Annotated in this window: 21 protein-coding genes and 1 pseudogene; 10 read left to right on the forward strand and 12 right to left on the reverse strand. The window is 66.8% G+C overall.

Annotated elements, in window-relative coordinates:
* Position 1: 1 nt before the first annotated feature.
* Positions 2-3,595 (reverse strand): gluzincin family metallopeptidase, encoded by a 3,594-nt coding sequence (locus DLM85_RS05920; RefSeq protein ID WP_111477126.1) that lies wholly within the window; start codon positions 3,593-3,595, stop codon positions 2-4.
* Positions 3,595-4,506: an ABC transporter ATP-binding protein gene (locus tag DLM85_RS05925; protein ID WP_111477516.1), complete on the reverse strand. Its 912-nt coding sequence runs from the start codon at positions 4,504-4,506 to the stop codon at positions 3,595-3,597. Before DLM85_RS05925 ends, DLM85_RS05920 begins: the two co-directional genes overlap by 1 nt.
* Positions 4,507-4,746: 240 nt before the next feature.
* On the opposite strand from DLM85_RS05925, the gene DLM85_RS05930 reads away from it, so the two are divergent.
* The 4 genes from DLM85_RS05930 (at position 4,747) to DLM85_RS05945 (ending at position 10,595) form a co-directional block, all read left to right on the forward strand.
* Entirely contained in the window at positions 4,747-5,055 is a 309-nt protein-coding gene (locus DLM85_RS05930; protein WP_111477127.1) for a low molecular weight protein tyrosine phosphatase family protein, read from the forward strand.
* A 347-nt stretch (positions 5,056-5,402) separates the two neighbouring features.
* The gene (locus tag DLM85_RS05935) at positions 5,403-8,159 is read left to right on the forward strand and encodes a glycoside hydrolase family 2 TIM barrel-domain containing protein (RefSeq protein WP_111477517.1); all 2,757 of its coding nucleotides are present in this window, start codon (positions 5,403-5,405) and stop codon (positions 8,157-8,159) included.
* Between the two features lie 294 nt (positions 8,160-8,453).
* On the forward strand, positions 8,454-8,705 hold the full coding sequence (locus tag DLM85_RS05940) for a hypothetical protein (RefSeq protein ID WP_111477128.1): 252 nt from the start codon (positions 8,454-8,456) through the stop codon (positions 8,703-8,705).
* Between the two features lie 63 nt (positions 8,706-8,768).
* On the forward strand, positions 8,769-10,595 hold the full coding sequence (locus tag DLM85_RS05945) for an RICIN domain-containing protein (protein WP_111477129.1): 1,827 nt from the start codon (positions 8,769-8,771) through the stop codon (positions 10,593-10,595).
* Positions 10,596-10,823: 228 nt separating this feature from the next.
* Here the strand turns inward: DLM85_RS05945 and DLM85_RS25370 are convergent, their stop codons facing one another.
* Entirely contained in the window at positions 10,824-11,456 is a 633-nt protein-coding gene (locus tag DLM85_RS25370; RefSeq protein WP_341537758.1) for an IS5 family transposase, read from the reverse strand.
* Positions 11,381-11,605 (reverse strand): annotated as a pseudogene (locus tag DLM85_RS25915) (transposase); the annotation flags it as partial. The gene DLM85_RS25370 and the pseudogene DLM85_RS25915, both read right to left, overlap by 76 nt.
* Before the next feature lie 85 nt (positions 11,606-11,690).
* Between DLM85_RS25915 and DLM85_RS05960 the strand changes: the two are divergent.
* Entirely contained in the window at positions 11,691-12,629 is a 939-nt protein-coding gene (locus DLM85_RS05960) for a M90 family metallopeptidase (protein ID WP_111477131.1), read from the forward strand.
* A 609-nt stretch (positions 12,630-13,238) separates the two neighbouring features.
* Here the strand turns inward: DLM85_RS05960 and DLM85_RS25375 are convergent.
* Positions 13,239-13,412 (reverse strand): SMI1/KNR4 family protein, encoded by a 174-nt coding sequence (locus tag DLM85_RS25375; RefSeq protein WP_165822025.1) that lies wholly within the window; start codon positions 13,410-13,412, stop codon positions 13,239-13,241.
* Positions 13,413-13,580: 168 nt separating this feature from the next.
* Between DLM85_RS25375 and DLM85_RS05970 the strand changes: the two genes are divergently transcribed.
* Positions 13,581-15,431 (forward strand): M2 family metallopeptidase, encoded by a 1,851-nt coding sequence (locus tag DLM85_RS05970; protein ID WP_111477133.1) that lies wholly within the window; start codon positions 13,581-13,583, stop codon positions 15,429-15,431.
* Between the two features lie 82 nt (positions 15,432-15,513).
* Here DLM85_RS05970 and DLM85_RS05975 read toward each other — a convergent pair whose 3' ends face one another.
* A complete protein-coding gene (locus tag DLM85_RS05975; protein WP_133256930.1) occupies positions 15,514-15,957 on the reverse strand; it encodes a hypothetical protein in 444 nt (147 codons plus the stop codon).
* 262 nt (positions 15,958-16,219) lie between these two features.
* Between DLM85_RS05975 and DLM85_RS05980 the strand changes: the two genes are divergently transcribed.
* Positions 16,220-17,065: an alpha/beta hydrolase gene (locus tag DLM85_RS05980; RefSeq protein WP_111477135.1), complete on the forward strand. Its 846-nt coding sequence runs from the start codon at positions 16,220-16,222 to the stop codon at positions 17,063-17,065.
* Between the two features lie 92 nt (positions 17,066-17,157).
* Here DLM85_RS05980 and DLM85_RS05985 read toward each other — a convergent pair whose 3' ends face one another.
* The 6 genes from DLM85_RS05985 to recQ form a co-directional block, all read right to left on the reverse strand.
* A complete protein-coding gene (locus DLM85_RS05985; protein WP_111477136.1) occupies positions 17,158-17,877 on the reverse strand; it encodes a pirin family protein in 720 nt (239 codons plus the stop codon).
* Between the two features lie 457 nt (positions 17,878-18,334).
* Entirely contained in the window at positions 18,335-19,171 is an 837-nt protein-coding gene (locus tag DLM85_RS05990; protein ID WP_111477137.1) for a LexA family transcriptional regulator, read from the reverse strand.
* Between the two features lie 455 nt (positions 19,172-19,626).
* Positions 19,627-20,493, reverse strand: coding sequence for a hypothetical protein (locus DLM85_RS05995; RefSeq protein ID WP_111477138.1), 867 nt, complete (start codon positions 20,491-20,493; stop codon positions 19,627-19,629).
* Positions 20,494-20,556: 63 nt separating this feature from the next.
* On the reverse strand, positions 20,557-21,345 hold the full coding sequence (locus DLM85_RS06000; protein ID WP_111477139.1) for a hypothetical protein: 789 nt from the start codon (positions 21,343-21,345) through the stop codon (positions 20,557-20,559).
* Positions 21,342-22,055: a DUF2306 domain-containing protein gene (locus DLM85_RS06005; RefSeq protein ID WP_111477140.1), complete on the reverse strand. Its 714-nt coding sequence runs from the start codon at positions 22,053-22,055 to the stop codon at positions 21,342-21,344. The genes DLM85_RS06000 and DLM85_RS06005 overlap by 4 nt, the downstream gene beginning before the upstream one ends.
* 223 nt (positions 22,056-22,278) lie before the next feature.
* Positions 22,279-24,537, reverse strand: a complete 2,259-nt coding sequence (recQ, locus tag DLM85_RS06010; RefSeq protein ID WP_111477141.1) for a DNA helicase RecQ — start codon at positions 24,535-24,537, stop codon at positions 22,279-22,281.
* Positions 24,538-24,733: 196 nt separating this feature from the next.
* Between recQ and DLM85_RS06015 the strand changes: the two genes are divergently transcribed.
* The 3 genes from DLM85_RS06015 to DLM85_RS06025 are packed head-to-tail and all read left to right on the forward strand — an operon-like array spanning position 24,734 to position 26,925.
* Positions 24,734-25,135, forward strand: a complete 402-nt coding sequence (locus DLM85_RS06015) for a hypothetical protein (protein ID WP_111477142.1) — start codon at positions 24,734-24,736, stop codon at positions 25,133-25,135.
* Between the two features lie 30 nt (positions 25,136-25,165).
* A complete protein-coding gene (locus DLM85_RS06020) occupies positions 25,166-25,885 on the forward strand; it encodes an SIMPL domain-containing protein (RefSeq protein ID WP_111477143.1) in 720 nt (239 codons plus the stop codon).
* Between the two features lie 8 nt (positions 25,886-25,893).
* A complete protein-coding gene (locus DLM85_RS06025) occupies positions 25,894-26,925 on the forward strand; it encodes a DUF4180 domain-containing protein (RefSeq protein WP_111477144.1) in 1,032 nt (343 codons plus the stop codon).
* The last annotated feature ends 12 nt before the right edge of the window (positions 26,926-26,937 follow it).

Consider the following 26,937-nt stretch of genomic DNA (forward strand, 5'->3'; position numbering starts at 1 on the left):
CCTAGCGCCCTGCCTCAAACCGCCGCTGGTTGTTGACCCGGTTCCGGTCGAGGTAGCGCACGGCGGGGTCGACCACCACGTACGCGGGGCGCTTCGGCAGCCGCAGCTGCAGGTGAATCTGGCTGCCGGCTACGCGCTCCTCGCCGTGGTACAGCCGCCGCCCGCGGCCGGGCGGGCCGTCCAGCACGGACACTTCTACCCGTTCGCCATCGGTGCTCAACGGCGTTTCGCGGCCGTTGCGGCTGTCGGTTTTGCGGGCGCTGATACGTATTTCGGCCTGAAACCGGCCGTCGGCCGCGGGCTTTACGAGGGCCGTGTCCACGCGCAGCTCGCGCACCACTTGCTGGGTCAGCCACTCGTCCACGGCGGCGCGGTCGGCGGGCGTTGTCGCTTCGGTGAGCAGGGCCGTCCACAGGTCGCGGGTGGTGGCCGCGCCGTGGGGGCCGCCGTACGCGGCCAGCAGCCGCCCCAGCGCCCGGTCGACGGCAGCCGGGCCGAGGCGGGCACGCAGGCTGTTCATCAGCACCGCGCCCTTGCCGTAGTACAGGTAGGCCTGGTCGTCGACGGCCAGCATGGCGGGCTCGGTGGCGGCTTCGTCGGTGCGGCCGGCCAGGTAGCGGTCCTCGTCGAAAGCCAGCACGGCGGGCAGGGCACCGGGGCCGTGGGCATCGGCCAGCACCAGCTGCTCGGAGTGCTTGGCCAGGGTCTCAATCAGGGTGCTGCCCCCGAGCACGTCGGCCGGGTCGAGGGTGTGGCCCCACCACTGGTGCGACACCTCGTGGGCCACGCGGCGCAGCAGCAGGTCGACATCGGCGGATTGCGGGGCGGCGGTGAAGCCGCGGTCTTCGGTGAAGAGCACCAGGCCGGGCAGCGCGTAGGCCCCGAACGGCGCCCAGGCCGGCACTTCGGCAATGCGCAGCGTGGCGTGCGGGTAGGCGCCGTACCGGGCGCTGAGCACCCGCAGGGAGTGGGTGGCGGCAGCCAGCACGCGCGCTGCATTGGCGGCGTGGGCCGGGTGATACCACACTTCCACCGTCACCGGGCCTTGCCGGGCGCGGTGCACGGCGTAGCGGGCCGAGAGGAAACCGAAGTTGGGCGTAGTGGGGCGCAGTTGCCGGTAATGGAAGTAGCGCCGGCCCGCCTGCGTCCAGCTGCGCACGAGCTGGCCGGGGCCGAGGGCCGTCTGGTCGAGGTCGGTGCCGACGGTGGCATCGAGGGTGTGCCAGGCGCGGCCGGGGCCGGCGGCGTGCACGGCGGCCAGCGCGGCGGCGGTGCGGGGCAGCGGCGCCGGGGCCGTGGGGGCCGCGCGCAGCCCCTGGCGGCGGCGGGCGGCGGGGTCGCTCAGCTCCCGGCCGGGGCGGTAGCCCAGGCTCGGGAAGACCTCGGCGCTCATCAGCATGGAGCCGTTGGCCGTCACGTCGTAGCTGAAGCCCTCGGCGCGGATGCCGCCGCGGTCGAGGGCCAGGCGGAAGTGCAGGCGCGTGCGGGCGCCGGGCGCCAGGGGCTGCGGCAGCCGCCACAGCTCCACGCCGAAGCGGGAGTCCTGGCGCAGGCGTTGGGCCCCGGGCAGCGTCAGGCGGGCCGTGGTCAGGGCTTCGGGCAGCTGCACCCACACCGTATCCAGGGGGCGGGCGGTCTGGTTTTCGAGCACGTAGTGGCCCCGGATGACGGCCCGGCGGGCCCGCGGGTACAGCTCGACGTGGGTACGCACGGCCACGATGCCGGGCTGCGGCCGGGCGGCCAAGGGGCGGTACTGCCGCTCGTAGTCGGCCTGCCAGGCTTCCTGCTGGCTTTGGCTTTGCCAGGGATGCTGCACCGAAGTCTGCCAGTACAGCCAACCAGCCACGGCAGCCAGCAGCCCGGCGCCGGCCAGCAGCCAGCGGCGGGTGTGCGGGCTCCATTGCGCGCCCAAGGTGCGCAGGCGGGCGCTCAGGCGGGCGTCGGTGCCGCGCTGCCACAGCCCCCCGCTTACGGCCGCCAGCAAGATGGCCAGCAGCGCCCAGTAGAGCATGAATGCGGCAAAGGAAGGCAGCACGGGGCCGAAGCCGTCCATTTCAGAGTAGGCGCCCGTGGGGCCGTTGCCGAAGTGCCACATGGGATGCTCCAGGCCCAGCACGCTGCCACGGTAAGCCACGAAGGCCAGCAGCAGCCCGGCCATCATGCCCAGCCAGCGGTTGGGGCTGATAACCTGCAGGGCCAGGGCGCCGAGGGCAAACAAGACCAACGGCAGGCCCGCAAACCAGAGCAGCGTGAGGTACAGGCCCACGTCGACGTGCGCGTAGCCCTGCGCCAGCTGCGTGACGGCGCCCACGGCCATGCCCGCCAGCGCCAGCAGCAGGGGCAGCGTGCTCAGGGCGGCGGCTTTGGCGAGGAAGAAGGCGGCGTTCGGGGCGGGCGTGGCATCGAGCAGGGCGGCCATGCCCAGCACCCGCTCGCGCCACACGACTTCGGCGGCGTAGTACACCACCACCACGGTGCCCAGCAGCAGCAAGGGCAGGCGGATGGCGTCGAGCATCAGGCCGGTGGTGGGTAGCAAGTGAATGCCATACTCCCCGCCGCCCGACTGGGCGCCGCACTCCATGCCCACCACGAACACCCACAGCAGCAGCAAGGTCAGAAACGGCCAGCCGCGCAGAATGTGGCCCAGCTCCCGGCGCAGCGCCCAGCCCAGGGTGCGGCGGAACGCAGCCGCCGAGCGGGGCGCCGGCGCCACGGGCTGATAAACCACGGCCAGCGGCACTGATTCGGCTGCCGGTTGGAGCGGCCGCGCCCGGCGGCGGGGCGTTGCGTCCGGCGAAAACCGGGCGTACGTCAGCCCCAGCACCGCGGCGGCTACGCTCAGCCAGAGCAGACGGTTGAACAGCAGGTGGCCCGACAGCGTGAGCAGGCGCGAGTCCCGCTCGGCGGGCGTCCAGTAGCGGGTTTGTTCGAAAAAGGCGGAGAGGCCGAAGGGGTCGAGCAGGGCGGCGCGGGCCAGGCCCTCGGGCGTGGGCGGGGCCGTGCCGGCCATCAGGGGCGAGTCGATGAGCAGGGCCGTGACCAGGTAGAGGGCGTAGATGGCCACAGCTCCGACGTAGGTGGCCAGGGTGCTGCGCGTGAGTGAGGCCACGGCAAAGAGCACCGCGCCCACCAGCAGCAGGTTGGGCAGGGCCAGCACCAGCAGGGCCCAGAGGTAGGCGGCGGGCTGCACCGCACCCAGGCGCTCGGGCGCCACGGGCAGCAGCAGCGGGGCCAGCAGCAGCACCAGCGCGGCCAGCGTGAGCACGGCCGCGCCGGCCAGCAGGGCCCCGCCCAGCCGGCTGAGCAGGTAGCGCGGCCGGCCCACCGGCGTGGCCCACACGATGCCCGTCATGCCCTGCTCGGCGTCGCGCAGGGCGGCCGGGGCGCAAAATACCGTCAGCACGAACACGCCGAGCAGGCTGAGCACGCCCAGGCTCTGGGCCACCGCGTAGGGCGAGTTGACGTGCACGTTGGCCGGGCCGTAGCCGGTCCCCACCAAAAACGCGCTAATCACGGCCAGCAGCAGCGCAGCCACCGCAAAAGTGGCGCGCCGGGTGTGGTAGCGCCACTCGAAACTCAACAAACCGAGCAGCATCAGTCGGCAAAGGCTAAGATGGGCGCCGGCACGCGGCCCTCGCCCTGGGCCAGGGCGTAGAAATACACGTCTTCCAGCTCGGGCTCCACCGGCGCGAAGCCGGGCGCGGGCGGCGCGTCGGCCAGCACCCGCAGGCGCGTCTGGCCCGCGTGCAGCTGCGCCGACAGCACCCACAGCCCGTCGGCCCGCAGCGCGGCACCACTGGCCCTGGGCACGGCCTTGCTCCACACCCGGCCGCGCAGCTCGTCCACCAGCGCGTCGGGGGCGCCTTCGCGCAGCACCCGCCCCCCGGCCAGAATGGCCATGCGCGGGCAGAGCTGGCGCACGTCCTCCACGATGTGGGTGCTCAGAATCACCACCACCTGCTCCCCTATCTCGCTGAGCAGGTTATGAAAGCGGTTGCGCTCCTCCGGGTCGAGGCCGGCGGTGGGCTCGTCGACCACCATCAGGCGGGGCTGGCCCAGCAGGGCCTGCGCAATGCCGAAGCGCTGGCGCATGCCGCCCGAAAAGCCACTGACGGCCCGTTTGCGGTGCTCCCACAGATTGGTTTGCACCAGCAGGCCCTCGATCTGGGCGCGGCGGGCGGCTTTGTCGTGCAGGCCCTTGAGCACGGCCACGTACTCCAGCAGGTCGAAGGCCGACACGCCGGGGTACACCCCAAAATCCTGGGGCAGGTAGCCGAGGCGGGCGCGGTGGGCCTCCGCGTCGGCGAAGATGTCGTGGCCGTCGAAGGTGATGCGGCCCGCGTCGGGCGCCTGCAGGGTGGCAATGGTGCGCATCAGGGTGGATTTGCCGGCGCCGTTGGGGCCCAGCAGGCCGTAGAGGCCGCGCGGAATGGTGAGCGTGACGCCGCGCAGGGCGGGCACGCCGTTGGGGTAGGTTTTGGTAAGGTTGTGCAGGACGAGGCTCATGGGCAGGAGCCGGACGGCGGAAGTCACGTCGCCGGGGCCTGCAATTGTATGAAAAGGTACTTTGTTTTGCAAGGTACCTTTGAAAATAACCAACCGAATGCTACCTTCGGCCCACCGGCCGATGTTTCCAGCCTGATCTTTCATATTTGCCGGACGCCGCCACGCCCCTACCCCAGTAGATTGCTTTTGCCCGATTCGCCAACGCCAACCGCCCCGCGCCAACTCCTGTTCATCTGCAGCATGAACCGCTGGCGCAGCCTCACCGCCGAGCGGCTGTTCGATGAGCACCCGCACTACGCAGCCCGTTCGGCCGGCACCGAGCCCGGGGCCCGCGTGCGCGTCACGGCCGGGCAGTTGGGCTGGGCGGAAGTGGTATTCGTGATGGAGAAACGCCACGCCGAGCGGCTGCGGGCCAAGTTTGCCGAGGCGCTGCGCGGCAAGCGCGTCGTCTGCCTGCGCATTCCGGATCAGTACCAGTTTCAGGACCCGCAGCTGGTGGCCCTGCTGCGCGAAAAACTGGCGGAGCACCTGCCGCTGGGCGGCTTTTGAGCGGAGGCGCGAAAGGATGCGCAAGACCAAACCGGACGTCCTGTCGAGCTTGGCGAGACATCTCGCGGGCTTCGTTGAACGACCATACTAGGCCGTCATGCTGAGCCTGAGCGAAGCATCTCTACTGAACGATTTCGTGCGAGAGAAGCGGTAGAGATGCTTCGGCTGCGCTTAGCATGACCCAGCACTTCATTTCCTCAGCCATTCTGAGCGAAGCTGTTGGCTAAAATCCTCCGTCCTCTCCCCCGCCCCGCAAACGTTTCCGTGAGTAATTCCGGCGCTTTGCTTGCTTGCCACGGCCGGGTTTCGGAAGCTTGAAGGCACTTCCCACCATCTCGCGCTCCATCATGGTTTTCTCCTGGCCCGTCGGGGCCGCGCTCCGGCCGTTGCGGGCCGCGGGGCGGCAGCTTGTTCTGTTGCTGCTGCTGGGGCTCGTGGCCACGGCCGGGCGGGCGCAGGGCCGGGTCACGCAGCGCCTAAACACAGGTTGGCTTTTTCGCAAGGACGCGGCGCGCCGCCTCAACCCCGCCGCGCCGCCCGCCGAAGGCTGGGAAGCCGTCAGCCTGCCGCACACCTGGAACGCGCAGGACGTGCTCGACGACGAGCCGGGCTACTACCGCGGCGCGGGCTGGTACCGCAAAACCCTGCACCTGCCCGCCGATTGGGCGCAGCACCGCCTGTACCTGCACTTCGAGGGCGCCAACCAGGAAACCGCGGTGTACGTGAACGGCCGGCTGGTGGGCCAGCACGCGGGCGGCTATACCGCTTTCCGGGTGCCGCTGAACGCGGCGCTGGCGGCCACCGGCGCCCCAGCCGGCACCGCCGAGCTGCTGGTGAAAGTCGACAACCGCCACAACCCGCGCATTCCGCCGCTGTCGGCCGACTTCACCTTCTACGGCGGCCTGTACCGCGACGTGTACCTGCTGGCGGCCCAGCCCGTGCACTTCGACCTCGACAACTACGCCTCGGCGGGTGTGTTCGTGACCACGCCGCAGGTATCGGCCGCGGCGGCCACGGTGCAGCTGCGCGGCGCGGTGCAGAACGACGCCGCTACGGCTCGCACCGTGCGGGTGCGCAGCCGCCTACTCGATGCGGCCGGGCAGACGGTGGGCGAGCACACCACCAAGCTGAAACTGAACGCCGGGCAGCAGGCGTCCTTCGCGCAGGCGTTCAAGCCGTTGCGGCAGCCGCGGCTTTGGTCGCCGGCCGCACCCTACCTGTACCGGGCGGTATCGGAAGTGCTGGACGAGCGGGGGCAGGCGCTGGACGAGGTGACCAACCCCGTGGGGCTGCGCTGGTTTCGGTTTGATGCCGCGCAGGGCTTCTTTCTGAACGGGCAGCCGCTCAAGCTCATTGGCACCAACCGCCACCAGGACCAGCCCGGCCTGGGCAACGCCCTGCCCGAGGCCCTGCACGAGCGCGACGTGCGCCTGGTCAAGCAGCTGGGTGGCAACTTCCTGCGCGTGTCGCACTACCCGCAGCACCCCGCAGTGCTGCAGGCCTGCGACCGGCTGGGCATCCTCGCCTCGGTGGAAATTCCCGTCGTCAACGCCATTACCGAATCGGAAGCCTTCTACCAGCGCTGCGACTCGATGCAGACGGAGATGATCCGGCAGAGCTACAACCACCCGTCGGTCATCATCTGGGCCTACATGAACGAGGTGCTGCTGCAGCTGCCGGCGGGCCTGAAAAAGGACAACGACGCCGGCCGCGCCTACCTGCAGAACGTGGCCCGCCTGGCCCGGCGCCTCGACAACCTCACCCGCCGCGAAGACCCCACGCGGGCCACCATGCTCGTCTGCCACGGCGCCTTCGAGCTGTACCGCGACGCGGGCCTGCTGCGGATTCCGACGGTGCTGGGCTGGAACCTCTACCAGGGCTGGTACTCGCCCCGACTCGAAGACTTTCCCGCGTTTCTGGAGCGTCACCGCCGCGAGCTGCCCGATAAACCTTTGCTGGTGACTGAGTACGGCGCCGATGCCGACATCCGCCTGCACAGCCCGCAGCCCCGCCGCTTCGACAAAACCAGCGAGTACGCCACGCGCTACCACCAATACTACCTGCGGGAAATCCTGGCCCGGCCCTTCGTGGCGGGCAGCGCGGTCTGGAACCTGGCCGAGTTTAACTCCGAGAAGCGGCAGGAAGCCGTGCCGCACGTCAACAACAAGGGCCTGATGACCGGGGAGCGGCAGCCCAAGGACGCCTACCTGTTTTACCAGGCCCGGCTGCTCGCCGCTCCTTTTGTGGCCATCGGTGCCCGGGGCTGGCGGCGGCGGGCGGGTGTGGCCGCTGGCCCCGATTCGCTGTACTGCGTGCAGCCGGTGGAGGTATTTACCAACCAACCCACTGTGGAGCTGCGGCTGAACGGCCGCGTGCTGGGTATGGAGCCGGCTGCGGAGGGTGTGGCGCGCTTCCAGGTGCCGTTTGGTCCGGGAGTTAATCAACTCACGGCCAGCGTGCCGGGCCAGGCCGTTACCGATCAGGCCGACGTCGACTTTCAGCTGCTGCCCACCAAGTTGGCGTCGGCGGCCCTGCCCTTCACCGAACTGAACGTGAGTTTGGGCGACGAGCGGCAGTTCAGCGACGAAGCCCGGCAGCAGGTGTGGCTGCCCGAGCAGGCCTACCAGCCCGGCGGCTGGGGCTACGTGGGCGGCCGCGCCTACAAGCAGGAAGGCAACGGCCAGCTGCCCTACGGCTCGGCGCGCAACATTCTCGGCACCGACTACGACGCGCTGTACCAGACCCAGCGCGTGGGCCTCAGCCAGTTTCGCCTCGACGTGCCCGCCGGTCAGTACGAGGTGACGCTGCACTTCGCCGAGCTGGAGCAGGCCCCACCCGCCGAAGCCCTGGCCTACAACCTCGAAAAAGCCGCTGCCGGCAGCGCCCCCGCCCCGGCCACCCGCCCCACCCGCAGCTTCGACGTGCGCCTCAACGGCCAGCTGGTGCTGCCCGCCCTGGGCCCCGACAACTACCTGACGCCCCTGCAGGCGGTCAGCTTCACGTTTCCGGTGACGGTGCAGGCCGCGCAGGGCATTACGCTTGAGTTTCAAGCGCTGCGCGGGGAAGCAGTGCTGAACGGTTTGCAAGTCAAACGGCTGTACTAGAGCGGCCTTCATTCATAGATGTTTTCTCGGACGGCAGCCCCAAAGGGGGCTTTGTTCATCGTGCCCGAACGGGTACGCCGACGCGCTGTGCCCCAAGCGCCGCACCCGGGCTCAACTGCCGCGCACTAAGTTCCGGGTTCGGCGCGCCGGCCCTATGCCGGTAGCCACCAGTCAGTTTCTGCCCTGGCTTGTCCGCGCCGCTTGCCGGCGCCGCTGCTCCTTCCGAATCAGCTCCCGCCGGCTTGGCTGGCGGGCTGAGTGCTTCCTTTTCCCACCACAACCAACCTTCCCACCATGCCCAACACCTTACCGCATTCCCGTTTGCTTACTCCCAAAGCCCTCGGCACGCCGCGCCGTTGGGGGCTTCTGCTGGTGCTACTGCTGCTGGCCGGTCCGGCCAAAATCTGGGCTCAGGCCATCAACGCCCGCTTTTTCGGGGTGAACTACTGGTACCCGGGCGCCAGCCTGACGCCCCTGCAGGCCAATCTGAAAGAGGCCGACCTGAAGTGGATGCGCATCGGCGGCAAGCTCTACGACGACACCTAGACCGCGCCCAGCCAGTACGACGCGGCCATTCAGTACGCCAAAGCCACCGGCTGTGAGCCCGTCGTGCAGGTGCCCATCACGCTCACGGCCGCCCAGCTCGACCAGTTCATCACCTACTTCAACACCACCAAGGGCTATAACATCACCTACTGGTCCATCGGCAACGAGGCCGACCCGGCCGACAACAGCGCTACTACCAACGTCAACGAGCCGCTGGCGTGGTCGGCGGGCACGTTGCAGAACCCCAAGGGCTACACCTACGCCACCTGGGTGGCGCAGTTCAAGGTGCTGGCCACGCGCCTGAAAACCACCGCGCCGGGCAGCAAGCTGGTGGGGCCGGATTTCCGGCTGTTCTACCAGCTGGTTATCAGCGACTACTACAAGAAGTTTCTGGAGGACGTGGGCGTGCAGAAGGTGGGCGCGGTGCCCATGCTCGATTACCTCGCCTTTCACTTCTACGGCGACAAAACCGAGTCGGAGCTGGACGCGCGCTTCGACGCGCTGCAGGCCCTCATCGACGCGGCCAACGCCACGCGCACCGGCCTGGGCATCGGCTCCCCGGCCCTGCGGCTGGCGTTGATGGAGGTGAATGCCGAGGCGGGCTCGGGCAGCGGGCAGCTCAAGCCCTGGGACTTTCGCGCCGGGCAGTTTGTGGCCCTGATGGCCAAGCAGGTGATGAAGCGCAGCGGCCTGGCCGTCACGCCCTGGAGCATCTACGAAAACTCGGGCAGCCAGGGCAGCACCGACTTTTCGCTGTTCAACCCGGGCGGCTCGCGCCGCTCCACCCTGCAGCACCTGGCCCTGCTCAGCCAGCACCGCCGCGACAACGTGATGAACGGCCAGCAGAGCGGCGAAGCTGACCGCGTGGTGTTCCTCGGCATGCGCGGGCAAACGGGCCCCGCGGCCGGCTACACCGTGCTGCTGATGAACCTACAGGCGGCCACCAGCTACACCTACCGCGCCTCCCTCGACAACCTCTACCACGGCGCGGAGCAGGTGCGCATCAAGCTGGAGGGTTACTCCGGGGTGACTACGCAGCTCCACGGCACGCTGGCCCCGCGCAGCACCCACCTCTACCACCTCGACGCCCAGGGCAAGGTGCTCAGCCAGCTCGTATACGCCGAGGGCGACGCGGCCCCGGTGGAGCAGCAGACCTTCCACGCCGTCGACAAGCTCACCGCAGGCTACCTGCGCCCCCTGGACGGGCTCGGCACCAGCAACCTCGTGCAGGACACCAGCCCCGACCTCACGCTCAGCTCCTTCGAATGGCGGCTGCAGCCGGCCGAGCCGGGCTACTTCTACCTCGTAAACCAGTACACCGGGCGCGCCCTGCGCCCCACCGGCACCAGCGCCGAGTACAACCTCGACGGGCGCCCCATCGGCCAAATCGTGCTCGACGCCACCAACCGCTACGACTACGTGAGCCAGTGGCAGCTGCAGCCCTCGGGCGACGCGGACTACTACTGGCTGAAAAACCGCTCTTCCGGCAAGTACCTGCGCCCCCAAAGCGGCTCCACGGCCGACAACGCCGCCATCGTGCAGAACGTGCTCGACCCCAGTCTCTCCTCGTTTAAGTGGCGCCTCAACGCCCAGGGCTTCGTGCCCGCCCCGGTGGCCCGCGCCAGCAACGCTACGGCTACAACCACCGAAACGGCGGGCGCCGGGGCCGACGTGCAACTGTACCCCAATCCGGTGCAGGACGCCTTGACGGTGGAAACCGGCGCCGAAACGGCCGAGCTGACCCTGCGCGACCTGACGGGCAAAGCCTGCCGCCGCCAAACCTTCGGCCGCCGCGGGCAGCTGGCCCTGCACGGCCTGCCAGCGGGCGTTTACACGCTGACGGTCAGCACGGCCGCCGGGCAGGTGCACCGGCGCGTGGTGAAGCAGTAGAGGCAGAGCAGAGGCGTTTCGCGGTGTAAAACGCCCGTCATCCTGAGCATGTCGCGCATCAAGCGAGGACGAAGGACCTTCCTCGAACCCTGCACCAACTACGAAGCGCAGCCACTAACGCCCAATCGTAAGCGTCTGCACTTCGTCGGTAGCGGCGAGGCAGGGTGCGAGAAAGGTCCTTCGGCTGCGCCTCAGGATGACGTTCTATTTCTGCCCTAGGATCTGTTCTCAATTGAGGTATGAGGTGCTGACGCGTAGTGCTACAAATGCGTTGTAGGAGCTATCCAATTTGTCGTAGCGCGTGGCCACCCGGCGGAAATGCTTGAGTTTGTTGATCGTTTGTTCGATGTGGTGGCGTTGCGCATAGGCCAGCGGGTCGAAGTGGGGCATGTGCTTGCGCCGCGGGTTGGGCTTGATGACTGCGACGGCTCCGGCCGCCGCGATTTGCGCCCGCAAGGCGTCGCTGTCGTAAGCGGCATCGGCCACCACTTGCTGCGCCGGGGCGGGCCACGGGGCCAGCAGGCCGGCCGCTTCCGGGCAGTCCCCCGCCGGGCCGGGCGTCAGCTGCCAGCCCAACACGTTGCCCGCCCCGTCCGTGGTCAAATGGAGTTTGGTCGTGTTGCCGCCCCGGCTGCGGCCAACGGCTTGTGCCCCCGCTTTTTTTTCGCGCCCGTACCCTGCTGGTGCACCCGCACGCTGGTCGAGTCGAGTTGCACCTGCCGCTGGCGGGCATGCGGCACCCGGCGCTTGTGGCGAATCAGCCACACGGCGGCCCGCTCCCAGACGCCCGCGTCCCGCCAGCGGGCAAAGCGCACATACACCCGGTGCCAGTGGCCCAGGTGGGCTGGCAGGTCGCGCCACGGCGCCCCCGTCCGGCCCAGCCAGAGGACGGCTTCCACAAACCCGCGCGTGTCACGGGCCGTCACCCCACGGCTGCCGGCTTGGCCTGGCAACAAGGGCGACAACTCCGCCCACATCGCGTCCGTCAACAAGGTCCTGTCTGCGTTCATGCACCTAAAACCAGCCCGCAATTGAGAACAGTTCCTACAGTGGCCCGGCCGCAACTATCCGCCGCGCCTGCCGTTCTTGCCCGCTATGAATTACCTCGTCGGCCTGGCCGTGCTGGCCCTGGTGGCCTTCCTGATTTACCGCTTCGCTACGGCCGGCGGGCGGCAGCGCGCCGCCATCCTGCGCCAGCCCTTCCCGGAGCCCTGGCGGCAGCTGCTCACCGAGCGCGTGGCCTTCTATTCGGCCCTCACCGACACCGAAAAGCTGCGCTTCGAGAAGCAGGTGCAGCTGTTTCTGGCCCGCACGCGCATCACCGGCATCAAAACCGGCATCGACGACGCGACCCGGCTGCTGGTGGCCAGCTCGGCCGTGATTCCCATCTTCGGTTTTCGTGGTGGCTGGGAGTACGACAACCTGGGCGAGGTGCTCGTCTTCCCCGACGCCTGGCAGCTGCCGCGCGACGAAAGCCGGGAAATTGCCCCGCTGGAAGGCACCCTGCTCGGCTCGGTGCAGAACTTCCAGACCGACCACTACATGCGCCTCTCGAAGGCCGCGCTGGAGCAGGGCTTCCGCGACGCGAAGGACAAGCAGAACGTGGGCATTCACGAGTTTGCCCACCTGCTCGACGAGGCCGACGGCCAAATCGACGGGGTGCCGCTGCTGCTGCTGCCGCCGGCGCTGGTGCCCGAGTGGCAGCGCGTGATGCACCAGGAAATCGAGCAGATCCGGGCCGGCAAGTCCAGCATCGGCGACTACGGCGGCACGAGCACGGCCGAGTTTTTCGCCGTGGTGCTGGAGTATTTCTTCGAGAAGCCCGAGCAGCTGGAGCAGCACCACCCGCAGCTCTACGAGCTGCTCACCCGCACCTTCCGCCAAGACCCCGGCCTGCGCTTCGCCCGCTTCGACCCGCGCCGCCTGCTGCGCAAAGCCCCCAAGCGCCTCGGCCGCAACGACCCCTGCCCCTGCGGCTCGGGCGAGAAGTTCAAGAACTGCTGCCAGCTCAAGCAAGAGGCGGAAGCGGCGTAGTACCACGTATTTTTGCCCGCATGAGCCTGCTGCGCACCATCCGGGAAGGTTGTGACTGGACGCCGCGGGTGCCGGCGTGGCGACAGTTGCTGGGAATTTTCCCCCCGCAGCTGGTTGGCCTGGGCTTCATCGGCTTGGGCCTGTGGCTACAGCTACGCGGCGCAGAGTCCGTCACCTATGTTGTTCACGGCCAGCCGCCCCGCCCTACTGGCGGCCCTTGGCTGCTCTACGTACTGGGAGGGGGCATCATGCTCCTTTCGCTGTCTTACACAGTGCAGACATTTAACTCATGGCGCCGACAGAAGCAGGTTCCGCCGGGTCGTTTGGGTCGTCGGCACCGGCTTGGGTAGCTGCGCAGCGGGCGTCCGGGTCCTGCCAGCTTCTACTAGCCGGCCGCAATGAACTACCAAGCGCCGGAAACCGACTACTGGGCACCGAAAACGGATTACTGGCCGCGGGAAACGAACTGCGGGGCACCGGAAACGAACTGCGGAGCGCCGGAAACCTTCTGCTAGCCAGCGAAACGGACTGCTGCCGGCCAGAAACCGATTGCTCGGCCCCAGAAATGACCTGCGGAGCGGTCCGGCTGCTCGCCGTACACTTTCTCGCTCACCAAGCCCCGCACGAATGTCTCGAAGTTCGGGGCCAGGAAGTGGGAAAGCAGGTGCTGCGCGGCATGGTGCCGTTGTGCTGGCGCATCTGGTCGACGTACAAGGCCGGGAACTTGTGGCCCAGCTCGGCCTGCACGGCGCGGATCAGCTCGTCGGCAGGCGCGGGCTCCACGTAGCTTTTCAGGGCGTAGGCGTTGTCGTCCCAGAAATCATGGAAATCGGCGGCAAAAAAGGCGGACTGGCTGGTGCAGGTAAGCGGCGGTTGGCCAAGGGACCGGCGTAGGGTTTACGGCCGGTTGCTACATTTGGCAACTCCGGCATCCCACGCCGCCCCAGCCCCATGCACAAACACCTCCTGCCCCTGCTCACGGCCACGCTGCTGGCCGGCTGCGCCCAGAAAGCCACGGCCCCGGCAGCCACCACCCCGCCGCCCGCTCCCGCCGCGCCGGCTACCCCGCCCGCGCCCAGCTACCAGCAGCAGGCCGACGAGTTTCTGCGCACCTACTCGGCCAAGTACCAGCAGCTCTACACCCAGTCGAGCGAGGCGGAATGGCGCTCCAACACCCACATCGTGGCCGGCGACACCAGCAACGCCGCCGCTACGGCCCGCGCCAACGAAGCCCTGGCGGCCTTTACCGGCAGCACCGGCAACATCCAGCGCCTGCGCGAGCTGCTGGAGCTGGAAGCGCATCTCACGCCCCTGCAGGTAAAGCAGCTGCGCACCGCCCTCTACAACGCCGCCGCCTCGCCCCAGACGGCCGCCGAAACGGTGAAGCTGCGCATCAAGGCCGAAACCCAGCAAACCGAAAAGCTCTACGGCTTCGAGTACAAGTACCAGGGCAAGTCGGTGACGACCAACGACCTGGACCGCGTGCTGCGCGAGGAAAAGAACCCGCAGAAGCGCCTGGCGGCCTGGCAGGCGTCCAAGGCCGTGGGCCCCACCCTCAAGGACGGCCTGCTGAACCTGCGCGGCCTGCGCAACAAGGTGGTGCAGGACCTGGGCTACCCCGACTACTTCACCTACCAGGCCTCCGACTACGGCGTGACCCGGCCGGAAATGATGGAGATGGTGCGCAAAATCAACCAGGAGCTGCGCCCGCTCTACCGCGAGCTGCACACCTACGCCCGCTACGAGCTGGCCAAAAAATACGGCCAGCAGCAGGTGCCCGACTACCTGCCCGCCCATTGGCTGCCCAACCGCTGGGGCCAGGACTGGAGCGCCATGGTCGACGTGAAAGGCCTCAACCTCGACCCCATTCTCGCCCAGAAAGGCCCCGAATGGCAGGTGCGGCAGGCCGAGCGGTTCTACCAGAGCCTGGGCTTCCCCAACCTGCCCGAAACCTTCTGGAGCAAGAGCAGCCTCTACCCGCTGCCGGCGGGGGCGGGCTACAAGAAAAACAACCACGCCTCGGCCTGGCACCTGGACCTCGACCGGGACGTGCGCAGCCTGATGAGCGTGGAGCCCAACACCGAGTGGTACGAAACCACCCACCACGAGCTGGGCCACATCTACTACTACCTCACCTACACCAACCCCGACGTGCCCGTGCTGCTGCGCAGCGGCGCCAACCGCGCCTACCACGAGGCCATGGGCAGCCTGATGGGCCTGGCCGCCACCCAGAAGCCCTTCCTGGCCGGCCTGGGCCTCATCGACCCCAAAGCGCAGACCAACCAGACCCAGCAGCTGCTGAAGGAGGCGCTGAACTACGTGGTGTTCATTCCCTTTGCCTCGGGCGTGATGAGCGAGTGGGAAAACAGCTTCTACGCCGACAACCTGCCCGCCGACCAGCTCAACGCCCGCTGGTGGCAGCTCACCAAGCAGTACCAGGGCATCGTGCCGCCCACCGCGCGGGGCGAAAACTACCTCGACCCGGCCACCAAAACCCACATCAACGACGACCCGGCCCAGTACTACGACTACGCGCTGTCGTACGTCATCCTGTTTCAGCTCCACGACCACATCAGCAAGCAGATTCTGAAGCAGGACCCGCACGCCACCAACTACTTCGGCAACGAGCAGGTGGGCCGGTTTCTGCGCGACATGATGTCCCCCGGCGCCTCGGCCGACTGGCGCACCTTGCTGCGCGAGAAAACCGGCGAAGACCTTTCCGCCCGCGCCATGGTCGACTACTTCCAGCCGCTGATGGCCTACCTCAAGCAGCAGAACAAGGGCCGCAAGTACACCATGTAGTACCCGGCCCGTACCGCCGCTTACCGCTCTCCCGCCAACGCAGCGGCCTTCCCACTGCCGGAAAGGCCGCTAACGTTGCTGCTTAGGGGTTGCGCCGGGCGTAGTGTTCTTCTTCGGCTAAGCGCCCGCTGCTGCGCTGGTATTCGTGGCGGATGGTCAACTCCGCGTCCGTCAGCTGCGTGATGGCGGTGCTGCTGGGGTTGCTGGTCCAAAACCCGTCGGCCGTGAGCGTGGCCCCCGCTCGGGTGTAGGGCGTGGGCGTGAGAAAAGCGGTACCGTCGGGCAGAAAATACTGCAGCGTGGTGGGCGTGACGGCCAGGACGCTGTGCCGCCCGTTCTGCAGCGGGAAGGTTTGCGTGTATTGCGAAGCGACCGTGCCGGTGCTGTTGTACACGAAGGTGGTGACGCTGAGGTAGTCCCAGCGGCCGGTGAAGGAGGGCTCGGGCCGGGGGGCGTCCTTTTTTCCGCAGGCACTGGCCGTTACCAACAGCGCGCCGACCAACACGGCGGGTAATGAACGAAGCATAGACAATGGCTAAAAATCAGAAAGCAGTCTTCCTCCCAGGTGGCCGTTTTGCGGCCTTTCCTTTGCAGCGCCGCCGCGACCGGGAGGGTACCGGCAGTTACGCAGGGGCAATGTCAGCCAGGGCGGGCAAAAAAACAACTTGCCCGCTACTTTGCACCGGCTTTGCCGTCGTCCGCGGCCCGCGCCGGGCTGCGGTGGGCCGGCCCCGGTAGCCCGGCGCGGGCGCTCTGCTTACATTTTTGGTCTCCTTACCCGTCCTGCCATGCGCTTTGGCTTGCTTAACATCTTGTTGCTGCTGTTCTGGCTGAGTGGCAGCCTGCGCGTGGCCGCCCAAACCGGCGGTGCGGCGGCCCCACTCGTCATCGGCGAGACGTTCACCGTCGACTCCAAGGTGCTCGGCGAAACCCGCCGCATCAACGTGTACCTGCCGGCCGGCTACGCCGAATCGGCCACGCTGCGCCTGCCGGTGCTCTACATGCCCGACGGGGGCATGAACGAGGATTTTCTGCACGTGGCGGGGCTGGTGCAGGTGTCCGTCGGCAACGAAACCATGCGGCCGTTCATGCTCGTCGGCATTGCCAACACCGAGCGGCGGCGCGACCTGACGGGCCCCACCGACGTAGCCGAGGACCGCAAAATTGCCCCGCGCGTGGGCGGCTCGGCCGCGTTCCGGCAGTTTATCCGCACCGAGCTGATGCCCGCCGTGCGCGCCCGCTACCGCACCACCGACGAAACCGCCGTGGTGGGCGAGTCGCTGGCGGGGCTGTTCGTGGTCGAGACGCTGCTGCTGGAGCCCTCCCTGTTCACTTCCTACGTGGCCATCGACCCCAGCCTGTGGTGGAACAAAAACGCCCTGGTGCGCCAATCAGCCCAGCTGCTGCAGGCCCAGGCCGGTAAGCTGAGCTCCAAAACCGTGTACCTGACCACCAGCAGCCAGGGCGACCTTGCGGCCATGCAGCAGCTCGCCGATGTGCTGACCACGACGGCGGCGCGCACCGGCCTGCGCAGCTACTACGAGCCGCTGCCCACCGAAACGCACGCCACCATTTATCACCCGGCAGCGCTGCGGGCCTTCCGGCTGCTGTTCAAGCCCGCCGCCTCGAAGTAGCGCCGATGCCCCGGCCCGTTAGAAAACCCAAAGCCCGCCCGGATGCTGCTGAAGCAACCGGGCGGGCTTGTTTTCGCCGGGCAGATGCGCGGCTAGTAGTTGGCTTCGGCCGCCGGCAGGTCCACCAGGATGAACTGCGCATCCTGCTCGGCGCGGAAATGGATGACGTGCTCGTCGGTCATGCGGGCCTGGTCACCGGGGCCCAGGCGGGTGCCGTTGATGAAAATGGCGCCCTCGCGCACGTACACGAAGGTCAAACGAATGGGAAAGGTTTTGAATTCCAGCTCCTTGTCGGCGCGCAGATTGCTCCAGTACACGGAGGAGTTGGAGTTGATGTAGACCACATCCTCCAGCACTTTCTGCCCCGATACCAGCGGCACCAGCTCGTTTTTCAAGTCCAGGAAGTCAATCTCCTTTTGCTCGTAGCTGGGGGCCAGCCCTTTCTGATTCGGGATAAACCACAGCTGGTAGAACTTCAGCGGCTCGTCCTGCTGGTTCATTTCGGAGTGCGCCAGCCCGGTACCGGCCGTCATGCGCTGCACCTCGCCCGCCTTGATGGTCGTCTTGTTGCCCATCGTGTCTTCGTGGGTGATTTCGCCTTCCAGCACGATGCTCACGATTTCCATTTCGTGGTGCGGGTGCTGCGGAAAGCCGGACTTGGCCGCTACCGTGTCGTCGTTGAACACCCGCAGCGGCCCGAAGTGCATGTTCTTGGGGTCGTAGTAGCTGGCAAAGCTGAAGAGGTGGTAGCTGTTCAGCCAGGCCACGGGCTGGGCGTGAAACCGGTCGTTGGCGGAAATGTAGGAGAGCATAGTTGTCGGGCGTGAGGTCGGGCTGGCGACAGAAAGCCAGCAGCGCTGCCCCGCATACGCGGCGGGGCGGCCGAAAGTTAAATCAGGGATTCGACGGATTTTTCGGTTTTCGCGGATTTCGTAGCCCATTCGGCACTGCAGCGCCCCGCCACCGCCGGGCCGTGGCCGCACCTACTTTACCCGCCCCCTGCCCGCCAGCCGGTTGAAACTACCCGGTGGGCCGGGCCGCTACCACCAAGCCCGGGGCGGGGCCACTGCGCCGCTGCCTCGTCGCGCAGCGAGTCGGCTACCCGCTGCGGCTTACCTAACGCCAGCAGCAGGCGTCAGTCCATTCCGGTAATCACGTGGCGGCGGTCATTTGCGCCATAAAAAAGCAGTGCCCCGGCTCAAAGCCGGGGCACTGCTTCGTTCGGACGGCAATCGTCCACAACATCCGGACAATCCGGCAAACCCGTCGTTAGGCTTTCTTCATCGTCGTCACCTGCTTCTGCAGATCGAGCACGATGCTGGCCAAGCGGTTCAGCGAGAGGTCGGCAATGGGGAAGGTGCTGCTGATGTAGCTCTTGGCTTCCCAGATTTCCAGCACGTCCTCCACGTCAATGTCGTAGGGCGAGTACACGGGGTTGTCGGAGTGCAGCGTGAGGGCGGCAGCGTCCTTCAGGCGGTTGAACACGCGCTTGAACACGATGCCTTCTTTCTTGCTGACCACGATGCAGGGCGTGCCGTCCTTCACCTCGTTCCAGTCGGCCACGTAGCGGCCCACGATAACGGTGCCCGAGGCAATGGGCAGCATGGAGTCACCGGCAATTTCGAAGGCGCGAAACGTGCCCGTCTGGCCCAGCATGGGCAGGCGGAACTTGGGCAGGTCTTCGATGTATTCCTGGTCGGCGTACCCGTTGAGGTAGCCGGCCGCGGCTTTCAGCGGCACCAGCTCGATGTTTTCCTGCTGATCCTGGCCCACGGTGAAGGCCAGCACGCGCAGGTTCTCACCTTTGGCGCGCTCGGGTTCGGCGACCGAGGCCCCGTCGGAGCCGGCGGCTTCCAGGGCGGGCGCGTTTTGCAGCTGGCGCAGCACGGCCGCCGCCTGGCGCTTTTTGGAGAAGTCCGTGGTGACCAGCGCGTCGAGCGAAATGCCGAAGAGGCGAGCCATTTTGACCAGCGTGGTCAGTTTTGGCTCGGCGCGGCCTTCCTCGTAGGCCCCGATCAGGGAGCGTTTGATGCTCAGTTTATCAGCCAGTTGCGCTTGCGTCAAGCTAAGCTCACGGCGCCAGAATTTCAGGTTGGTATTGATCATGGGGCGGGGTGGCCGGCTAACGTAATTCGCCCTCAACGGCTTGCCGGCTCGTGAAGGTACTAACGGCTTCCTGGTTTTACTAATTCATTTAGCAGAAAGTTTTTTTTCCAGGCCGAACATTTCACAACCCGGCCCATGCAGTGGGCCGCCCGCCCGGATTCGGCCACGGCAACGGCCCCGCCGCAGCCCCAACTGGCGGAGCCACGGCGGGACCGTGCAGTAGTAAGGGGCAGGTTGCTTGCCGGTTATCGGGCCGGTATGATTCGCCCCGTTCAGGCACCTCTACCATTGCTTAGGAGTCGCCGGCCCGTGGGTACCCTTGTCGGGCTTCTGGCGTTCTGCTTTCCCTGTTTCGGGCGCGATTGAGTGGGCCTTGCTGTGTGGTCCAGGAACACCCGCCGGGTATTTATCGGGCCGGCGGTCGGGGGTACATTAGCGGCTGCTCCCGGCCCCGCTCAGAGGCTGACGGTGGCGATTTTCGGCGTTTCGGCCCACCATTCGTCGTTTTCCCAGTAGGTATTCCAGCCCAGCCGGGCGTATTTCTCATTGATTTCGGGGCCCCGCTCGCCCACGTTGAAGTCGGCAAAAACGTCTTGGGCAATGGCAAACAGGCCGTTGCCGTCGGCCCAGAGCACAGGCTTGGTTTTGCGGGTCTGGTTGCTGATCCACTGGCCCTCGAAGCGGCTGCCGGCCCGGCGCGCCGCCATCGACTCCTCGGTGAAGCCCCAGGTGGCCAGCTCCAGTTTCTGCTCCGAGCCGCGGCCGAAATCCACGGCAAACTTGCCCCGGAACACCCCGCTCCCGTTGCCCTCAGCGCCTTCGCGCAGCTCAAACCGCCCGGTGCCAGCATAGGCGGCCGTCATGTCGCTGTTGGGGTAGTCTTTGAGTGGTTTCAGCGGCCGTAGCTGCGTCAGTTCGATGGTGCCTTCCAGCGGACTGACGCGCTTTTTGTAGCGGTCCTTGCCCCGGATGTGGTACAGCGCCGGGTTGTGGGCGTCGCGCTCCACGCGGGTGAAAACGAACTCAATGCGGTAATGATCCGAACCGAAAAAGCCGTTCATGGCCTGCCCGGCCTGCGGACCTCCTTCGTCTTCGTAGCTGGCGGGCAGCAGCAGCGGCGCCAGATCAAGCTCGCGGAGCACGGCCAGCTGCTCGGCCGGCAGCGCCGGAGCAGCCGGGGCTTCAGGCGCCGGTTTGGCCTGGTCAACGGCGTGGTTGACGGCTGTAACGGGCGCTGCTGTGGTAGGCGTTTCCGTTTCGGTGGCATGCTGGCAGGCCGCGAGCAGGCCAGCACCGAGCAACAGGTAAACGTGCGTTTTCATGGCAAGGGAGCTTGGTTGAGTTCAGATTGAAGTCAGTGAACTACGCGGCAGCGCGGCGCGGCATCAGAGGCTGAGGCGGGCGCTGGTGCCGGGCGTGTCGGCCCACCACTCGTCGTTGTCCCAGTAGCGGCTCCAGCCCCGCTCGGCGTACTTCGGATTGATGCTGGGCATCCGGTCACCTATCTCGAAATCCTGAAATATCTGCCCGGCCAGCGTCCGCCAGTTATCGGCCCACACCACGCGCTCCACTTCGCCCTCGGTGCTGCGCCACTGGCCCTCAAACTTGTAGCCGCAGAAGCCAACCGGGCTGCCCTCGATATTGGCCAGACCGAGGCGGCTGCCCTCCGGCGTCACGTCGGCGGCTACGGTGCCGCGGTAGGTGCCGGTGTTGCGGGCAATGCGCTGCTCCACGAACTCGAAGGTGCCCACGACGGTGTAGCGGGGCAGGGTGTTGGGTTCCATCGGGGCCTGGTACACCTGCTTGAGCACAATGACGCCCTGAAAGGGCACGGCCATGTTTTTCAGGCAGCGGCTTTTGCCCTCCACCCGGTAGATGTGGGGGTTGTCGGCGTCGCGCTGCACCCGCAGCAGGGCAAAGTCGATCCGGAAGCCGCTGCGGCCGAAAAAGCCGCTGCGGGCGCTGTTGCCCGACGACGACAGCTGCCACAGCGGCGCGCAGCTGTAGCGCCGCCAGAAGCTCTGCGCGGCCGTGGCCGAGAGCAGAACGCGGGTTTTGGCGGCGGGAACGGCGCGGCCAACGGGCGGGGCAGGTGCGGCGGGGCGCGCGGCCACCAGGGCCGTCAGCAGGGCCCAGCCGCCGAGGCCGGCCAGGCAAGTGGTGCGCGAAATCATACCAGTTGAGGCTTAGCGTTGGAGACGGAGGAGTGGGGGGCAGCGGCGGCCAGAGCCGTGCGCAGCAGGCGGCGGGTCACGCCGGCCTGAATGAGCACTTCGGCCAGCAGCAGGTTGCCGGTCCAGGAAAGCCAGGTGACGGTGAGGTAGGTTTCGATGGGCTTGGTCTGGAACAGGTAGAACAGCCCGAAGCTTTCCAGGCGCAGGCTCATGGCGGCCAGCGTGACGAGGTAGCTGCGCAGCATCCAGTCGGTGTGGGCCTGCCACTGGCGCTGCCGGGCGGTGCGGTAGGCCTGCCAGGTACTCAGCCACCACACGATGCACTGCAAGCTGAAGCCTACCTTGGCCACCAGCCCGCCGTTGGCGTACAGGGCCAGAATCAGCCCCGATGGCGCGGCCAGCAGCAGAATCGAGGCCACATACACCTTGCCCAGGGTGCGGTGCAGGGCGCGGCGCCCGGCCCAGAGGCGCGGGAAGAACTGCACCAGCCCGGTCGCCATTACCCAGAGGCTGCTGGTGATATGCACGTAGAAGCCCAGCCGAAACAGCGCGCTGGCGTTGGTTTCAGCGGCTTTGGTGGTCAGAAAGTCAATACCGGGCTCGAAGCTGAGGTACGGCACTACTTTGGTGAGCATCAGGCCCGTAAACAGCACCACGCCCAGGCCAAGCAGGCCCTGCACAAGGCGGGGAAAGGAGGTGGCAGCAGCCATAGAAAGCGGAAAAGCGAGCTTGACGTAAAGTAGCAATTTGCCACGAGCCGTTTGCATTTGCTGAACGGATTATTGCGGCGTCATTGTATAAAGCCCCCCGAATATTTTGAATGCGCAGCGGTGGCCGCCCTTCTGGCTGTGCAGCGGGGTAGCAGCACAACAAATCAGCCGGGCCCGCACCTTACGGCACCAACCCGGCTGACAATTGAATGGCTGAGGTTTCTTACTCCACCGGCGGCTGCGAGGGCAGCTCCCCGCGCAGGCGCTTGTCGTAGGTGAGAGCCACGCGCAGCTGGAAGTAGTCGTACTGCTCGCGCAGGTGGTCGAATAGGTCGCGCAGGCGGAAATCGGGGCCCAGCTCCTGCACGGCGGTTTTGATGCGGGCGTAGTCGTCCTGGCTGATAAACTCCTCGGTGCGTAGCTGGTAGCCCCGCTCGTACAAGGCCTCCAGGTGCGACTTGATGGTGCTGGCAGCCAGGCCGCGCTGCTCGGCCACCTGCTCCACCGAGAGGCCCTGCCGGTGCATCTTCCAGCTGTCGAGGGCGGTGCCGCTGGGCGTGCCGGGGCTGCGCTTTTTGGCCGGCGCGGGGGCGTCGTCCTCGTCGCTGGGCACGTCGGGCACGTCGTCGGGCGAGGGGGCGCCGGCGTGCTGGGTGATGAGGTCGATAAACCGCTCCCCGTAGGTTTCAAACTTCTTCATGCCCACGCCCGACACGGCCAGCATGGCGGTGCGGGTGCGGGGCCGCTCGATGGCCATTTCCTGCAGCGTGGCGTCGGAGAAAACCACGTAGGGCGGCACGCCCTGCTCGTCGGCAATCTGCTTGCGCAGCTGGCGCAGGCGGTCGAACAGCTCGTCGGCAATGGAGGGCAGGCGCTGGCCGGTGGCGGCTTTGGCGGCGCGGCCCTTGGGGGCTTTTTCGGCCTTCTGCGGCACCTGAAACTGCTTCAGGGCCTGCTTCCTTTCGCCTTTCAGCACCTGCCAACCCAGGTCGGTGAGCTTGAGGGCGTAGCCCTGCTCGTAGGCAATGTACAGGAGGCCGTCGTTCAGCAATTGGTGCAGGTAGCTCTGCCAGTCGAGAAACGAGAGGTTGCCGCCGGCGCCGAAGGTTTTGATCTGGTCGTAGCCGCGCGAGACGACGCCCTGGTTGCGGCGGCCCAGCAGCACGTCGCAAATCATCGTGAGCGGGGCGGCTTCGCGGGTGCGGGCCACGGCCGACAGGGCTTTCTGGGCCAGCTCGGTGCCGTCGAAGGTGGTGGGCGGGTTGCGGCAGATGTCGCAGTTGCCGCAGTCTTTTTCCAGTACCTCGCCGAAGTAAGCCAGCAGGATGCGGCGGCGGCAGGAAGCGGCTTCGGCAAACTGCTGCATGCGCTCCAGCTTGGTGCTATTCAGCTGGGCCAGGCGCGGGTCGGCGTCCTTGGTAATCATGTCGCGCAGCTGGGCCACGTCGGCGTACGAGTAGAACAGCACGGCCTCGGCGGGGGCCCCGTCGCGGCCGGCGCGGCCGATTTCCTGGTAGTAGCCCTCGATGTTCTTGGGCAGGTTGTAGTGCAGCACCCAGCGCACGTTGCTCTTGTCGATGCCCATGCCGAAGGCCACCGTGGCGCAAATCACCTGCAAATCGTCGCGCAGAAACTGCTCCTGCACGTCGGAGCGGCTGCGGTCGGTCATGCCCGCGTGGTAGAAACCGGCGCGGATGCCCTTTTCCTTAAGCTTGCCGGCCAGCGTCTCGCACTGCTTGCGCGAGAGGCAGTACACGATGCCGGCCTCGTTTTCGTGGGTCTTCAGAAAGTTCACCACCGCGTTGACGCGGTCCTGGCCCGGGCGCACGCTCAGCGAGAGGTTGGGCCGGTCGAACGAGGAGAGGAACACCTTGGGCTCGGTCAGGCGCAGCTGCTGCTGGATGTCGCGCTGGGTGAGGCGGTCGGCGGTGGCGGTGAGGGCAATGATGGGCACCTCGGGAAACTGCTCGCGCAGCACCCGCAGCTGGGTGTATTCGGGCCGGAAGTCGTGGCCCCAGGACGAGATGCAGTGCGCCTCGTCGATGGCGAACATGCTGACTTTGAGCCGGTGCAGAAAGCTCAGGAAGCCTTCGGACAGCAGCTTTTCGGGCGAGACGTAGAGCAGCTTCAGCATCCCGGCCTGGCAGGCGCGGCCGATGCTGCTCTGCTCGGCCTGCCCGATGCTGGAGTTGATGCAGGCGGCGGATATACCGTTGGCTTTCAGCGCCTCCACCTGATCTTTCATCAGGGCAATCAGCGGGGAGACGACCACGCACACGCCCTCCTGCACCATGGCCGGTATCTGGAAACACACCGATTTGCCGCCGCCCGTGGGCATGAGCACGACGGTATCCTGGCCGGAGAGAATCGACTGGATGATATCCTGCTGCATCGGCCGGAACTGGTCGTAGCCGTAGTACTGCTTCAAAACGCGCCGGGCCGATTCGAGCGTGGGCGTGAGGGGCTGGGTAGCTGCTAACATCGGGGTAAAAATACGGCGGTTTTTGCGGGAGTCCTAAGCTAATAAAACTAGAGAAAAGCTAAAATGGTGCGCCGACCGTGGGCAGCAATTTTCGGCTTTGCTTCTGCCCGGCCTCGAACGCGAGGTGGCCAGCGGCAGTCGCTCAGTATCTTGCCCGCCGGCCGCGCGTTGCCTCGCCCGGCCCGACTTCCCGCTAATGAAACTTGAATTGCTGGACGACCTCAGTGCCGGCGGCCGGTTTGCCGACGTTGTATCGGAGTGCCTGCTGCGCCTCTCCGACTTCGACGAAGCGCAGACAGCCGCGCTGATCGGCCTTATTGAAGCCCGCCTGCTGGGCGCCGGGCGGCCGCTGCCCTTGGCGGAAGTGCCGTTCATTCGGGCCGTAAACTGTCAGTTGACGCTGGTACTGGGCGCCGCGGATGCGGGCATCGTCGAAACCGGGCAGCCGCAGCAGTTCATTTGCCAGCTGACGCCGGAAGCCTACCACGTGCTGCTGGTGCGCCTGCGGGCCGTGGCCGCCGGCAGCGGTTACCACTGGCTTTGCGAAACTTCAGCCGCCGACATTGATTTTTTGTACTCGCCGGGCGGTGGCTGGTAAGCCCCGACCCGGTCCCTGCTGTTTTTTCCCATGAATCATCCGCAGCGGCTGTTCCTGGCCGCCTCCCTCCTGCTGACGGCCACGCTGGCCCAGGCCCAGTCCTCCACCCTCAAGGCCGACGACCTGCCCTACATTGAAGTGAGCGGGACGGCGGAAAAGGAGGTAGTGCCCGACGAAATCTACCTGCGCATCGCCATTCGGGAGCGGTACGCGGGCAAAACCAAGGTGACGCTGGAGGAGCAGGAAGAAAAGCTGAAGAACCTGGTTAAGGCGCTGGGCATCAGCCCGGCCAACCTGTACCTGGCCGACGCCAACGCCGACTACGTGAAGGTGCGCTGGCAGAAAAAAGACGTACTCACGCAGAAGGACTACACCCTCAAAGTAACCGATGCGGCCACGGTGGGCCGGGTGTTTCAGGAGCTGGAGAAGCTGGAAATTACCGATGCCGCCGTGGGCCGGGTCAGCCACTCGCAGCTGGAAAGCCTGCGCAGGGAAGTCAAAATTGCTGCTATCAAAGCCGCCAAGGACAAAGCCGAGTACCTGCTGACGGCCATCGGGGAGCATGCGGGCAAGCCCCTGATTGTGCGGGAGGAAAACAGCCAGGGCAACCCGACGCTGTCCAACGTTTCGGTCAGCAGCTACAAACTGCAGCGCAGTGGCCTGACCGAGGGCCCAGAAGAAGATGACGACCTGCAGTTTCAGAAGGTGCGGATTCAGTCGACTATCTACGTCAAGTTCGCCATCAAATAGCCCGAATCATGGACCTTAGCCTGCGCCCGGTAGACGGTACTAATCTGGCCGAAGTGGTGGCCGATACCGTCGTCATCAACTCGGCCACCGACGGCGCGGACCTGGTCGGCAACCTGTACTTCCAAGGCTTCGACGGCGTCATTTTGCTTGAACGACACCTCGTCCCGGCCTTTTTCGAGCTGAAAACCGGGCTGGCGGGTGAGGTGCTGCAGAAGTTTTCGACCTACCGGCTGCGGCTGGCCATTGTCGGCGACTTTAGCGCCGGTTCGGGCCGCAGCCTGCAGGAGTTTATCCGGGAAAGCAACGAGCGGGGGCAAGTCAGTTTTGTCGACTCACGGGCGGCGGCCCTGGCGCGGCTGGCTCCGCTAATATTCGGCAACGGCCAAGCCGCAACCCCCACCCCGATGGACCACCACGCCCTGAGCATTGCCGCCTTCGACCAGCTGGCCCAAGCCTACCAGGACAAGTTTATGGACCTGGACCTGTACGACGACAGCTACGACCGGCTCGGGCAGCTGCTGCCGCCCGCGGCGCGGGTACTGGAGCTGGGCTGCGGCCCCGGCAACATCACCCGCGCCCTGCTGCGCCGCCGCCCCGACCTACGCCTCCTGGCCACCGACCCGGCCCCAAACATGCTCCGGCTGGCCCGGCAGAATAACCCCACGGCCGAGTGCCGCGTGCTTGACGCACGCGCCCTCGACCAGCTGGCGCCCCGGCAGTTCGAGGCCGTGGTGGCCGGCTTCTGCCTGCCCTACCTCGCGCCGGCCGATACCGCCCAGCTGCTGCGCGCCGCTCACCGCCTGCTGACGCCCGGCGGCGTGGTTTACCTTAGCTTCATCGACGACGACGCGGCCCGCTCGGGCTTTGAGGCGTCGAGCAACGGGCAGGCCACGGCCTACGTGTATTATCACCCGGCCCCCGAGGTGCGGGCCGATCTGGCCGCGGCGGGCTTTGCACTGGTAGAGGAATTCCGCAAGCTCTACCCGCGGGCCGACAGGCCGGCGGATACGCACTGCATCCTTCTCGGGCGCCGGGCGTAACCTCTGTTTTTT

Source organism: Hymenobacter edaphi, assembly GCF_003258365.1.
Classification (GTDB): Bacteria; Bacteroidota; Bacteroidia; order Cytophagales; family Hymenobacteraceae; genus Solirubrum; species Solirubrum edaphi.

Coding starts and splice junctions, on each gene's coding strand:
- DLM85_RS06015 (WP_111477142.1), top strand. CDS start 24,734: ATGAAACTTGAATTGCTGGACGACCTCAGTGCCGGCGGCCGGTTTGCC.
- DLM85_RS05980 (WP_111477135.1), top strand. CDS start 16,220: ATGCGCTTTGGCTTGCTTAACATCTTGTTGCTGCTGTTCTGGCTGAGT.
- DLM85_RS05935 (WP_111477517.1), top strand. CDS start 5,403: ATGGTTTTCTCCTGGCCCGTCGGGGCCGCGCTCCGGCCGTTGCGGGCC.
- DLM85_RS06025 (WP_111477144.1), top strand. CDS start 25,894: ATGGACCTTAGCCTGCGCCCGGTAGACGGTACTAATCTGGCCGAAGTG.
- DLM85_RS05930 (WP_111477127.1), top strand. CDS start 4,747: ATGAACCGCTGGCGCAGCCTCACCGCCGAGCGGCTGTTCGATGAGCAC.
- DLM85_RS05995 (WP_111477138.1), bottom strand. CDS start 20,493: ATGAAAACGCACGTTTACCTGTTGCTCGGTGCTGGCCTGCTCGCGGCC.
- DLM85_RS05985 (WP_111477136.1), bottom strand. CDS start 17,877: ATGCTCTCCTACATTTCCGCCAACGACCGGTTTCACGCCCAGCCCGTG.
- DLM85_RS05970 (WP_111477133.1), top strand. CDS start 13,581: ATGCACAAACACCTCCTGCCCCTGCTCACGGCCACGCTGCTGGCCGGC.
- DLM85_RS05960 (WP_111477131.1), top strand. CDS start 11,691: ATGAATTACCTCGTCGGCCTGGCCGTGCTGGCCCTGGTGGCCTTCCTG.
- DLM85_RS06000 (WP_111477139.1), bottom strand. CDS start 21,345: ATGATTTCGCGCACCACTTGCCTGGCCGGCCTCGGCGGCTGGGCCCTG.
- DLM85_RS05925 (WP_111477516.1), bottom strand. CDS start 4,506: ATGAGCCTCGTCCTGCACAACCTTACCAAAACCTACCCCAACGGCGTG.
- DLM85_RS06020 (WP_111477143.1), top strand. CDS start 25,166: ATGAATCATCCGCAGCGGCTGTTCCTGGCCGCCTCCCTCCTGCTGACG.
- DLM85_RS05975 (WP_133256930.1), bottom strand. CDS start 15,957: ATGCTTCGTTCATTACCCGCCGTGTTGGTCGGCGCGCTGTTGGTAACG.
- DLM85_RS05940 (WP_111477128.1), top strand. CDS start 8,454: ATGCCCAACACCTTACCGCATTCCCGTTTGCTTACTCCCAAAGCCCTC.
- recQ (WP_111477141.1), bottom strand. CDS start 24,537: ATGTTAGCAGCTACCCAGCCCCTCACGCCCACGCTCGAATCGGCCCGG.
- DLM85_RS05920 (WP_111477126.1), bottom strand. CDS start 3,595: ATGCTGCTCGGTTTGTTGAGTTTCGAGTGGCGCTACCACACCCGGCGC.
- DLM85_RS06005 (WP_111477140.1), bottom strand. CDS start 22,055: ATGGCTGCTGCCACCTCCTTTCCCCGCCTTGTGCAGGGCCTGCTTGGC.
- DLM85_RS05990 (WP_111477137.1), bottom strand. CDS start 19,171: ATGATCAATACCAACCTGAAATTCTGGCGCCGTGAGCTTAGCTTGACG.